Origin of the sequence: Aquabacterium sp. A7-Y (assembly GCF_026153205.1) — a bacterium.
GTDB lineage: Bacteria > Pseudomonadota > Gammaproteobacteria > Burkholderiales > Burkholderiaceae_C > Caldimonas.
The window spans coordinates 21019-31877 of sequence record NZ_JAPFBW010000012.1; the positions used below are offsets into that span (position 1 = coordinate 21019).

A 10859-nucleotide genomic window follows, 5' to 3' on the forward strand; every position below is an offset into this window, starting at 1 on the left:
CGCCGGGACGGTCCTTCAGCTAGCATCCCGCCATGTCCGCCCTGCCCCCGCTGCGCCTCCCCACGCTCGACGGCCTGCGCGCCTTCGAGGCGGTGGCCCGCCTCGGCAGCTTCGAGCGCGCTGCGGAGGAGCTGCACGTGACGGCCAGCGCGGTCAGCAAGCGTGTCGCCACCGTCGAGGAACTGCTGGGCACCCAGTTGCTGCAACGCAGCGGCAAGAGCCTGCGGCCCTCGGCTGCCGGCAAGGAGTACCTGGAGCAGGTGCGCGCGGCGCTGGGCCTGCTGGCGGCCGTGCCGCTGCACCGGCGCACCGGTCCGAGCACCGAGCGGCTGCGCGTCTGCGCGCCGCCCACCTTCGCGCGCCAGATCCTGGTACCGCGGCTGGAAAGCTTCACGCGCGCGCACCCCGGGGTCGAGCTGGAGGTGGTGCTGAGCATTCCCTACCTGGACCAGGACGCGACCGAGGCCGACATCGAGGTGCGCAACGGCGACCCGCTGGCCGCCGGCGGCACGCCGCTGATGCAGGACGTGGTGGTGCCGGTCGCCGCGCCGGCGCTGATCCAGCGCCTGCCGCCCCTGGCGATGCCCGCCGACCTGCGGCACGCGCCGCTGCTGCGCACCCCGCTGGAGCCCTGGACCCCGTGGTTCCGCGCCGCCGGGCTGGACTGGCCCGAGCCGGCCCAGGGCCCGCGGCTGGTCGACCTGGGCCTGCTGCTGGAAGCGGCCCTCAGCGGCCAGGGTGTCGCGCTGGCGCGGCCCAGCCTGGCGCAGCACGCCCTCGGCAGCGGCACGCTGCGACCGCTGTTCGCACTGACCGTCCCGGCCTCCCAGCCTTATTTCCTGCTGCCGCATGCCGAGGGCGGCGCTGCGGCGGCCTTCGCCGGATGGCTGCGGCGCTGCTGCGAGGACGCGGCGGCCCGGGGCCTGGAACTTCTTTCGGGTCCGGACTGAGAAACTTTCCGGGCAGGGTAGGCCCGGCTTGCCTAGCATGGCCTCCATACGCCTGACCGGAGACCCCGCATGCCCGCGCCCATCACCTGCGTCGAAGACCTACGCCGCCTCGCCAGGAAGCGCGTGCCGCGCGCATTTTTCGATTACGTCGACGGCGGCTCCTACGACGAGGTCACCCTGAGGGCCAACCGGGACGACCTGGCGCGCATCGCGCTGCGCCAGCGTGTCGCGATCAACGTCGAGCAGCGCTCCACCGCGACCACCTTGGCGGGTGAGGCAGCCACGCTGCCGGTGGCCCTTGCGCCCACTGGCCTGACCGGTCTGAACTGGCGCAACGGCGAGATGCTGGCAGCGCGCGCGGCAGAGCGTTTCGGCGTGCCCTTCACGCTCAGCACGATGTCGATCTGCTCGATCGAGGACGTGGCCGGCTTCGTGCAGCGACCGTTCTGGTTCCAGCTCTACGTGATGCGCGACCGCGGCTTCGCGGCCTCGCTGATCGAGCGGGCCCGCGCCGCGCGCTGCTCGGCCCTGGTCCTGACCCTGGACCTGCAGATCCAGGGCCAGCGCCACCGCGACATCAGAAACGGGCTGTCGGTGCCGCCGCGGCTGACCTGGGCCAACGCGCTCGATATCGCCCGCAAGCCGGCCTGGGCGCTGGGCGTGCTGGCGGGCCGGCGCAAGAGCTTCGGCAACCTGGAAGGGCGCATCCCGGGCGCCGACAGCCTCAGCACCCTGAGCCAGTGGATCGCCGGCCAGTTCGACCCGACCCTGAGCTGGGACGACGTCGAGTGGGTGCGCAAGCTGTGGGGCGGCAAGCTCATCCTCAAAGGCATCCTCGACGTCGAGGACGCGAAGATCGCCGCGGGCATCGGCTGCGACGCGCTGGTGGTCAGCAACCACGGCGGGCGCCAGCTCGACGGTGCGATCTCCAGCATCCGCGCGCTGCCCGAGATCGCCGACGCCCTGGGCGGCGGCACCGAGCTGCTGTTCGACGGCGGCGTGCGCTCGGGGCAGGACGTGCTCAAGGCCGTGGCGCTCGGCGCACGCGGCTGCTTGATCGGCCGGGCCTTCCTCTATGGCCTGGGCGCGATGGGCGAGGCCGGCGTCACCTCCGTGCTGGAGATCCTTCAGCGCGAGCTCGACGTCAGCATGGCGCTGACCGGCACACGCGACGTCCGGCAGGCCACGCCGGAGCTGCTGCGCCTGCCCTTCGACTGGGCCTCCGCCGCCCAGGCACTGCCGCTGCGGCGCGCCGCCTGAGCGGCACGCCTCGGGCTCAGCCGGGGTCGCTGCTTCAGCCGTCGGTTCAAGCGCTCGTCGGGCGTCTCGCCGCAGACCTTCCGACGCCGCCAGAATGCGGTGCTTGGAGCCGGGCGGCCCGGCGAGGAGAGGAAACAATGACACAAGGCACACAGGGGAAAGGCGGCGTCACCGGGCGGCATGCCGGATTTCGCCCGGGAGGCGCGGCCTTGCGGCCCGGTTTGGCGCTGCGCGCCGCGGCCGCGCCTGCGATGGCGGGACTCGCCTGGCAGGCCGGCTGGATCCACGGCCCCTGGCCGCTGCTGGCCGCGCTGCTGTTCGGGGGCCTGCTCTACGCTTCGCAGGCGGCCTCCCGGCGCAGCGCGCCCTGGTATTTCGCTGCTGCGGGGGCGCTGTTCCTCGCGTTCGGCCTGTCGCTGGTGCCGGGCTTCGGCCGGCTCGACCTGGGCCCGGTCTCGGTCAACACCGGCAAGGCCCTGGCGGGCCTGGCCGCGGCGGTGATGCTGCCTTCAGCCTGGCGCTGGAACCGTGCCTGCACGGTGGTGGCAGGCGCCTGCCTGGTGGGTGTCCCAGCGCTGGCCTGGGCCATCGGCTACGTCCACTGGGGGCCGGCGCCGCTGCGCGCCGTGGCGCTGTTCGCGGTCGGCAACGCGTTCGGCACCTTGGCCGAAGAGTGGTTTTTCCGCCGCTGGGTGCAGCAGCCCTTGCAGCGCTGGGGCGCCGGGTTCGCGGTGGGGGTCACTGCGGTGCTGTTCGGTCTGGCCCACCTGGGCGGCGGCACCCACTTCGCGCTGCTGGCCACGCTGGCCGGGCTCGCCTACGGCGCGGTTTTCCACCTCAGCCGCGGCAGCGTGTGGGCGTCGGTGGCGCTGCACCTCGGCTTGAACGTCCTGCGCCGGCTGCTGTTCGGCCTTTGACCCCGGCCCCCGTTTCAGGGGGAACCCGCCGTCGCCAGCCCTCCGGAGGCTGACGTCAAACTTACAATGCGCGTCAGGGAAAACACCACCATGACGTTGCACCAACTCCACCTGTTGAAGCGCTGGCACCAGGCGCACAAGAAGGACCATCCGGTCGAATACCACGTCTACGACCTGGTGCTCACCGCCTGGGTGGCGGGCTGGGCCGGCGCGCCGGCGGCGTTGCTGCTGGAGGCCCCGCTGGGGCTGTTCGGCTGCGGCCTGCTGTTCCTGGCGCCCGCTTTCTACATCGCCTTGCGCAGCCGCCTGCACCAGGCCGGCCGGCTGCGCTGCGACTGGCTGGGCGCCCTGCCGGCGCTCTGAGGCGACTTTTTTCCAGCCGGGTTCAGCCGGCCACGGCGTCCAAGGCTGCCTGGACCAGGGTGCGGACCAGCGCTTCGTCGAGAGGCTGCCGGTAGCGGCATTTCAGGTGGCGCACCCCCTTGCCGCTGCCTTCGAGCTGCGGAAACTGCGGCGCCAGCGCCGCGCCCTGGAAAAACTGCAGATTGGCATGGGTCTTGTGCGTGATGATGGCCATCACGTGCTGACCCGCGGCACTGAAAACCAGGTTGCCCCACTTCACGCTCTGCTCCAGGTGGGGCGCAGCGTCGAGCACGGCGCGCTGCAAGGCCTGCGCGGTGGCGCGCTCGTCGGGCAGGAGATTGTCGAAATAGGCGGCCACGAGGGCCGCTGGGCGCACGGGTGTCCGCATCGCGTCTACCCCCTGCGGGCCTGCTCGGAGCCGCCCGCTGCATGGCAGACCCCGCAAGACAAGGAAAGCCGCTTCGTCGGCAGCGGGAGGCGGCGAGGTGAGGTGAAAGGAATTCGCAAATCAGTGAGAAGCTTGTTTTGCATCAGAGCCATCGCGGGCAGCAGGTGCCCCCTTGTCACCCGGGGTGTCACCGGGGATCACCAGGCCTCAGTATCGGAGCCTCCCGGCCTCCTCAGCAAATGGGTGCTCCTACAACCACTGGCTTTGCTGCGATAAGCACCATCGACGAGCAAAGACGTGCAAGAAGCTGCTCAGGCCTGCTGAGCGTGCACAGCGGCCGCTCCGGGACGGCCGGCCGCCGGGACCGGACGAACGGCAGGGAGTCCGCCTTGCGGCGCCTGCCATGACAGGCAGGCACCGACGATCGCGGACGGGCTGAGGGCCAGCACCCCCTCGTCCCACCAGACCCGGCCGGGCAGCGCCTGGCCCGCGGACGGTGCCAGCACCCAGACGGTGCCGGCGGCATTGACCCACAGCACCCGCCCCTGCAGCCGTTCAGCGGCCTGCAAAGCCCGCGCAGCGGGCACCTCGGGGGCGAGCAGCAAGGTGACGGTGGACCTCACCCCGCGCGGCGGCTGCGCTGCCCACCAGCCGGCAGATGCGGCCAGCAGCACCAGGGCGGCCGCCGACGCCGCGGCGCCGCCCGAGGGTGGGCGCCGGGTCGCGGCACGCAGCCGCCAGCCCAGGGCCAGCGGCAGCACACCGAACACGATCAGCCAGCCGAGGTCCCAGGCGAGCGGGTGCGCCGTGTCCATGCGGACGCGGTGCAAGCCCAGCCACCAGTGGCTGAGCAGCGCGTCAACCACATGCCAGGCGCCGAAACCCAGCAGCGCCCAGCCCACCAGCGCACGGGGGCTCGCCGTGCGGCCGATATGTCGGTGCTGCCTCAGGAGCAGCACGGCTCCGGCCAGGGCCAGCAGGTACATCAAGGCATGGAACAGGCCGTCGGCCAGGACTTGGACCCGCAGGTCCTGCCAGCCTTCCCCCTCCAGCCCGCTGAGCAGGTGATGCCACTGCAGCACCTGGTGCAGCAGGATGCCGTCGAAAAAGCCACCGAGGGCAAAGCCCACCAGACCCGCCGCCCAGGGCAGTCCGCGCGGCGGGTCGGAAGCGAAAGAGGAAGGGGACAGGACCTCGGACATGCGGGCACCTCCTGGCGTGATGGGGAGCGTCACCCCGCATCAGCAAGTCGGGCGCCCGACCGCCCTGGCAGGGCCGATCGGACGGGGTGCCGGACCCCGTCAGTGGGCCTGCGCCGCCGAGCGTGTCGGGGCAGGAGCACGCTGGCAGCTCTCGAAGATCTCGAGCGCCAGCGCGCTGAGAGTCTCGTCGCCGCTGCTGTGGGCCAGCGCCATGCGATCGAAGGCATAGGCCCGGTCGATCAGCATGCGCGCGATCTGCACCGGCCAGCCGTAGCCGGCCATCAGTTCGCGGAAGCGCGCCAGCGTCAGGAGGTCGGCCGAGGGCGCGGCCTGCTGCAGGCCGGACTCGACCGCGTCGATGCGGGAATGGGCCGACGCCGCCATCGCCTGTTGCGGTGGGGCAGCGATGGCCGCGATATCGAACTCGGTGGGCAGGTCGTCGAGGTACTCGATCACGTCGGGCAGAGGAATCATGGCGGCGTCCTGGGTGGCACCGGCCTCCGCAGCGGAAGCCGATGTCGCCACGATAGCCGGCCAGCTGCGCCGGCGATCGGCCGAAAAACGGGGCAGCCTGCCGGCAGTTCCCGCTCCGCCGGGAGCCGGTCGCGCCGAGGCGCTGCGGTGCCGGCTCGGACCCGGGCGACGACGGTTGGGCACCGAATGTCTCATGACACCAGCGCTGCCGGTTCCCAGCACGCCTGCAAGTCGGTCGCGCAACGGCGCAGCGGATGGCAATTGCTGCTCAACGCTGACCTGAGGCAGCCGACCGCATAGGCGCTGTCGCGCTGCAGGCGGGTCAGGTCGACCCACCATCCCTGCCCGGCCATCATCCATTTGAAATCGACCAGCTGGAGCAGTTCGACCGGCGCGTGCTGGACCTCGCCTGTCGAGGACTCGCGTCGCTGCAGTTGTTGGCTCTGTACGGTGCTCATCGTGGCCTCCACTGTCACACTCCCTGCGTCGGGGGAGCCATGCAACAACATTAGGTGGAGGACCGCCTGACGCACATCCCAAGCAAGAGGGGGAGCCGCCCCCCCAGTTTTGGGATTGAATTCGCGCTACGCGACCGTGCTTTTCAGGGCGTATTCAGGTTTTGGGCAGGGTCACGCCGCGCTGGCCCTGGTACTTGCCGCCGCGATCCTTGTAGCTGGTCTCGCAGGTCTCGTCGCTCTCGAAAAACAGCACCTGGGCGCACCCCTCACCCGCATAGATCTTCGCCGGCAGCGGCGTGGTGTTGCTGAATTCCAAGGTCACATAACCTTCCCACTCCGGCTCGAAGGGCGTGACGTTCACGATGATGCCGCATCGTGCATAGGTGCTCTTGCCCAGGCAGATCGTCAGAACGCTGCGCGGGATGCGGAAGTATTCGACCGTGCGTGCGAGCGCGAAGCTGTTCGGCGGGATGATGCAAACGTCGCCCTTGAAGTCGACAAAACTCTTTTCATCGAAGTTCTTGGGGTCGACCACCGTCGAGTGGATGTTGGTGAAGATCTTGAACTCGTCGGCGCAGCGGATGTCGTAGCCGTAGCTGCTGGTGCCGTAGCTCACGATCTTGTGCCCGTCGGCGGCATAACGCACCTGGCCCGGCTCGTAGGGCTCGATCATGCCCTCCTGTTCGGCCATCCGGCGGATCCATTTGTCGCTCTTGATGCTCATGCTGTGCCGTCCGTGCGTTGAAGGACCGACATTCTAGAGGTCGGGAAGCTCCACCGCACCAGCTTCCTGCAGACGCGAACCCAGGCCCTTGGCCGCCGAACCGGGCCCCGAAACATCCGCGGCAGGACCGGCGCCGCGCACGCCGCTTGCATGGAAAGGATTTAAGGGAAAACCATCACACAAAGCTGCAAGAGATGCCAGGCTTTTCGCAGCTGGCCGGGGCGCAAAGCCCTAGCATAAACACAGAGACGAGTCGCCCAGCGACCGCTTGCCGCAGGAGACGAAGATGCGCAATGTCCTGACCTTGCTCAGCCAATATGCCGAGTACCACCGCGATCAGCGCAACATCGCGACCCATTTCGTCGGCGTACCGATGATCGTGTTCGCCGTCGGCGTGTTGCTGGCGCGGCCCGAGTTCCAGGTGCTGGGCCGCAGCCTCACCCCGGCCTGGCTGCTGTTCGGCCTGTCGTGCGCCTGGTACCTGACGCGGCACGCGGTCCTGGGGCTGGCGGTGTGCCTCTCGATCGGCGGCCTGATGCTGCTGGCGCACCAGGCCGCCTCGGGCAGCACCGGCGTCTGGCTGAGCACCGGACTCGGGTTTTTCGTGCTGGGGTGGATGATCCAGTTCCTCGGCCACTACTACGAAGGCCGCAAGCCGGCCTTCATCGACGACCTGGCCGGCCTGCTGGTCGGACCGATGTTCGTGGTCGCCGAGGCGCTGTTCGCGCTCGGCTGGAACCCCGGCATGCTGAGGGAGATCGAAAAGCGCGCCGGTCCGACCGTGCTGCGCGACCTCGCCAACGCCCGGCCCTGAGCGGCGGCCGGGCCGGCCCCCAGGTCAGGTGTTTTTCGAGATCGAGATGGTCGGGAACTTGGACGAGTAGTCCTTCGCGGCCTCCGAGACCTTCACCGCAACACGCCGTGCGACGTCCTTGTAAAGCCCGGCCACCTCGCTGTCGGGCTCGCTCACGACCGTGGGACGGCCCGAGTCGGTCTGCTCGCGGATGCTGAGCTTCAGTGGCAGGGCGCCCAGGTAATCGACGCCGAACTGCTCGGCCATCTTCTTCCCGCCCTCGGCGCCGAAGATGTGCTCCGCATGGCCGCAGTTGGAGCACACGTGCACCGCCATGTTCTCGACCACGCCGAGGATGGGCACCCCGACCTTCTCGAACATCTTGAGGCCCTTGCGGGCATCCAGCAAGGCGATGTCCTGCGGCGTCGTGACGATCACCGCGCCGGTCAGTGGCACGCGCTGGCTGAGCGTGAGCTGGATGTCGCCGGTGCCGGGCGGCATGTCGACGATCATGTAGTCGAGGTCGCGCCAGTTGGTCTGCTTGAGCAGCTGGTCGAGTGCCTGGGTTGCCATCGGACCGCGCCAGACCATGGGGTTGTCGGGCTCGATCAGGAAGCCGATCGACATCACCTGCACGCCGTGGTTGACCAGCGGCTCCATGGTCTTGCCGTCGCTGCTTTCGGGGCGGTCCGCGATGCCCATCATCATGGGCTGGCTGGGACCGTAGATGTCGGCGTCGAGCAGGCCGACGCTGGCGCCCTCGGCAGCCAGCGCGAGCGCCAGGTTCACGGCGGTCGTGCTCTTGCCGACACCGCCCTTGCCGGAGGCCACCGCGATGATGTTCTTCACGCCGGGCAGCAGCTGCACACCGCGCTGCACGGCATGGGCAAGCACCCGGGTGCTCAGGCGCACGTCAACCTGCTGGACCCCCGGCACCGAGCGTGCGGCCTCGGCCAGCCGCTCGCGCAGCGCCGCCTCCTGGCTGCGCGCCGGATAGCCGAGCTCGACCTCGAAGCTGACCCGGCCGCCGTCGATCTGCAGATGTCTCAGCGCCTTGGTCGAGACGAAGTCACGGCCGGTGTTCGGATCGGAAACGCGCTGAAGGGCCTCGGTGAGGGCTTGTGGGGTCAAGGACATGGGAGGGAGCGAAACGGGGTTGGAAGCGGATGCCGGACCAGTCTAGCGCACCGTGGGCGGGACCGGGCTGCGGCGCCTAGAATCTCGGTTTTCCCTGACCGGCGCCTCGAGGGCGCCCCGAGGCCACGATGATCCGCAAGCTCTTCGTCACGACCGCGCTGCCCTACGCCAACGGCAATTTCCACATCGGCCACATCATGGAATACATCCAGGCCGACATCTGGGTTCGCTTCCAGCGCATGCAGGGACACCAGGTGCACTTCGTGGGCGCCGACGACGCGCACGGAGCGCCCATCATGATCGCGGCCGAGAAGGCGGGCAAGAGCCCCCAAGCCTTCGTGGCCGACATCGCCGCAGGCCGCCGGCAATACCTCGACGGCTTCCACATCAGCTTCGACCACTGGCACTCGACGGACAGCCCCGAGAACACCGAGCTGGCCCAGGGCATCTACCGCGCACTGCGCAAGAACGGCCTGATCGCCTCGCGCAGCATCGAGCAGTTTTTCGACCCGGTGAAGCAGATGTTCCTGCCGGACCGCTACATCAAGGGCGAGTGCCCGAAATGCAGCGCGAAGGACCAGTACGGCGATTCCTGCGAGGTGTGCGGCGCGGTCTACGCGCCCACCGAGCTCAAAAACCCCTACTCCACGCTGACCGGCGCCACGCCGGTGATGAAGTCGAGCGAGCACTACTTCTTCCAGCTTTCCTCCTCGCGCTGCATCGACTACCTGCAGGGCTGGACCCAGGACGGCAAGCTGCAGCCCGAGGTCGCCAACAAGATCAAGGAGTGGTTCACCACCGACGAGAACGGCCACGGCGGCCTGAGCGACTGGGACATCTCGCGCGACGCGCCCTACTTCGGCATCGAAATCCCTGACGCACCGGGCAAGTACTTCTATGTCTGGCTGGACGCACCGGTCGGCTACCTGGCGTCGTTGAAGAGCTACTTCGACCAGGGCGGCCCGAAGGCCAAGTACGGCGAGACCCGCTCCTTCGACGAGTTCATCGCCGCGCCCGACATCGAGCAGTACCACTTCATCGGCAAGGACATCACCTACTTCCACACCTTGTTCTGGCCGGCGATGCTGCACTTCAGCGGCCGCAAGGTGCCCGACAACGTCTTCGTGCACGGCTTCATCACCGTCAGCGGCGAGAAGATGAGCAAAAGCCGCGGCACCGGCATCGATCCGCTCAAGTACCTGTCGCTGGGCATGAACGCCGAATGGTTGCGCTACTACATCGCGGCCAAGCTGAGCGCCAAGGTGGAAGACGTGGACTTCAACCCCGAGGACTTCGTCGCCCGCGTCAACAGCGACCTGGTCGGCAAGTACATCAACATCGCCAGCCGCGCCGCCGGTTTCATCAGCAAGCGTTTTGCCGGCAAGCTGGGGCCCACGCCGTCGGCGGACGGAGAGCAATTGCTCGCCACCCTGCGCGGCGCCGCCGCCGAGGTGCAGCGCCTCTACGAGGAGCGCGAATTCGGCAAGGCGCTGCGCGAGATCATGCTGCTGGCGGACCGCGTCAACGAATACGTCGACCAGAACAAACCCTGGGAGCTGGCCAAGCAGACCGGTGCCGAGCCGCGCCTGCAGGAGGTCTGCACGATCTGCATCGAGTCCTTCCGCCTGCTGACGATCTACCTGAAGCCGGTGCTGCCGGCGCTGGCCGCCAAGGTCGAGGCCTTCCTGGATATCGCGCCACTGACCTTCGCCGATGCGGCGCGCGGCCTGGGCGAGCACCAGATCGGCAGCTACCAGCACCTGATGCAGCGGGTCGATCCGCAGCAGTTGGACGCCCTCTTCGAGCCGCCCGCCGTCGAGGCGCCCAAACCGGGCGGCGAGGACATCGCGCCGGTGATCGGCATCGACGACTTCGCCAAGCTGGACCTGCGCATCGCCAAGATCGTCGAGTGCAGCCATGTCGAAGGCTCGGACAAGCTGCTGCGCCTGAGCCTGGACGTCGGCGAGGGCCGCCTGCGCAATGTCTTCAGCGGCATCAAGAGCGCCTACCAGCCGGACGAGCTGGTCGGCAAGCTGACCGTGATGGTCGCCAACTTGGCGCCGCGCAAGATGAAGTTCGGCGTCAGCGAAGGCATGGTGCTGGCCGCCTCGCACGCCGACGACAAGGTCGACGCCGGCATCTACGTGCTGGAGCCCTGGCCGGGCGCACAGCCCGGCATGCGGGTGCGCTGAG

General features: G+C 69.0%; 12 protein-coding genes. 6 read left to right on the forward strand and 6 right to left on the reverse strand.

The window, feature by feature from the left end:
• The first annotated feature begins 32 nt into the window (after positions 1-32).
• From OOT46_RS12570 to OOT46_RS12585, 4 genes are all read left to right on the forward strand, one after another.
• Entirely contained in the window at positions 33-950 is a 918-nt protein-coding gene (locus OOT46_RS12570) for a LysR substrate-binding domain-containing protein (RefSeq protein WP_265403954.1), read from the forward strand.
• A gap of 69 nt (positions 951-1019) precedes the next feature.
• Positions 1020-2210 (forward strand): alpha-hydroxy acid oxidase, encoded by a 1191-nt coding sequence (locus OOT46_RS12575; protein WP_265403955.1) that lies wholly within the window; start codon positions 1020-1022, stop codon positions 2208-2210.
• Between the two features lie 137 nt (positions 2211-2347).
• Entirely contained in the window at positions 2348-3127 is a 780-nt protein-coding gene (locus OOT46_RS12580) for a CPBP family intramembrane glutamic endopeptidase (protein ID WP_265403956.1), read from the forward strand.
• A 90-nt stretch (positions 3128-3217) separates the two neighbouring features.
• Positions 3218-3490, forward strand: coding sequence for a hypothetical protein (locus tag OOT46_RS12585; RefSeq protein ID WP_265403957.1), 273 nt, complete (start codon positions 3218-3220; stop codon positions 3488-3490).
• Between the two features lie 22 nt (positions 3491-3512).
• Here the strand turns inward: OOT46_RS12585 and OOT46_RS12590 are convergent, their stop codons facing one another.
• The 5 genes from OOT46_RS12590 to dcd all read right to left on the reverse strand — a co-directional run bounded on the left by OOT46_RS12590 (position 3513) and on the right by dcd (position 6736).
• A complete protein-coding gene (locus tag OOT46_RS12590) occupies positions 3513-3878 on the reverse strand; it encodes a DUF1801 domain-containing protein (RefSeq protein ID WP_265403958.1) in 366 nt (121 codons plus the stop codon).
• A 311-nt stretch (positions 3879-4189) separates the two neighbouring features.
• A complete protein-coding gene (locus tag OOT46_RS12595) occupies positions 4190-5080 on the reverse strand; it encodes a DUF2243 domain-containing protein (protein ID WP_265403959.1) in 891 nt (296 codons plus the stop codon).
• 99 nt (positions 5081-5179) lie between these two features.
• Entirely contained in the window at positions 5180-5554 is a 375-nt protein-coding gene (locus tag OOT46_RS12600; RefSeq protein WP_265403960.1) for a hypothetical protein, read from the reverse strand.
• Between the two features lie 191 nt (positions 5555-5745).
• On the reverse strand, positions 5746-6012 hold the full coding sequence (locus OOT46_RS12605; RefSeq protein WP_265403961.1) for a hypothetical protein: 267 nt from the start codon (positions 6010-6012) through the stop codon (positions 5746-5748).
• A 154-nt stretch (positions 6013-6166) separates the two neighbouring features.
• Positions 6167-6736 (reverse strand): dCTP deaminase, encoded by a 570-nt coding sequence (gene dcd, locus OOT46_RS12610; protein WP_265403962.1) that lies wholly within the window; start codon positions 6734-6736, stop codon positions 6167-6169.
• A gap of 286 nt (positions 6737-7022) precedes the next feature.
• Here dcd and OOT46_RS12615 point away from each other — a divergent pair, with 286 nt between their 5' ends.
• Entirely contained in the window at positions 7023-7550 is a 528-nt protein-coding gene (locus tag OOT46_RS12615) for a DUF962 domain-containing protein (RefSeq protein ID WP_265403963.1), read from the forward strand.
• A gap of 24 nt (positions 7551-7574) precedes the next feature.
• On the opposite strand, the gene apbC is transcribed toward OOT46_RS12615, so the two are convergent.
• On the reverse strand, positions 7575-8666 hold the full coding sequence (gene apbC / locus OOT46_RS12620) for an iron-sulfur cluster carrier protein ApbC (RefSeq protein ID WP_265403964.1): 1092 nt from the start codon (positions 8664-8666) through the stop codon (positions 7575-7577).
• 128 nt (positions 8667-8794) lie between these two features.
• Here apbC and metG point away from each other — a divergent pair, with 128 nt between their 5' ends.
• Entirely contained in the window at positions 8795-10858 is a 2064-nt protein-coding gene (metG, locus tag OOT46_RS12625) for a methionine--tRNA ligase (protein WP_265403965.1), read from the forward strand.
• Position 10859 lies beyond the last annotated feature (1 nt).

Excerpts from the sequence above, each read along its gene's own strand:
- OOT46_RS12570 (WP_265403954.1), top strand. The coding sequence starts at position 33 with ATGTCCGCCCTGCCCCCGCTGCGCCTCCCCACGCTCGACGGCCTGCGC.
- OOT46_RS12575 (WP_265403955.1), top strand. The coding sequence starts at position 1,020 with ATGCCCGCGCCCATCACCTGCGTCGAAGACCTACGCCGCCTCGCCAGG.
- OOT46_RS12580 (WP_265403956.1), top strand. The coding sequence starts at position 2,348 with ATGACACAAGGCACACAGGGGAAAGGCGGCGTCACCGGGCGGCATGCC.
- OOT46_RS12585 (WP_265403957.1), top strand. The coding sequence starts at position 3,218 with ATGACGTTGCACCAACTCCACCTGTTGAAGCGCTGGCACCAGGCGCAC.
- OOT46_RS12590 (WP_265403958.1), bottom strand. The coding sequence starts at position 3,878 with ATGCGGACACCCGTGCGCCCAGCGGCCCTCGTGGCCGCCTATTTCGAC.
- OOT46_RS12595 (WP_265403959.1), bottom strand. The coding sequence starts at position 5,080 with ATGTCCGAGGTCCTGTCCCCTTCCTCTTTCGCTTCCGACCCGCCGCGC.
- OOT46_RS12600 (WP_265403960.1), bottom strand. The coding sequence starts at position 5,554 with ATGATTCCTCTGCCCGACGTGATCGAGTACCTCGACGACCTGCCCACC.
- OOT46_RS12605 (WP_265403961.1), bottom strand. The coding sequence starts at position 6,012 with ATGAGCACCGTACAGAGCCAACAACTGCAGCGACGCGAGTCCTCGACA.
- dcd (WP_265403962.1), bottom strand. The coding sequence starts at position 6,736 with ATGAGCATCAAGAGCGACAAATGGATCCGCCGGATGGCCGAACAGGAG.
- OOT46_RS12615 (WP_265403963.1), top strand. The coding sequence starts at position 7,023 with ATGCGCAATGTCCTGACCTTGCTCAGCCAATATGCCGAGTACCACCGC.
- apbC (WP_265403964.1), bottom strand. The coding sequence starts at position 8,666 with ATGTCCTTGACCCCACAAGCCCTCACCGAGGCCCTTCAGCGCGTTTCC.
- metG (WP_265403965.1), top strand. The coding sequence starts at position 8,795 with ATGATCCGCAAGCTCTTCGTCACGACCGCGCTGCCCTACGCCAACGGC.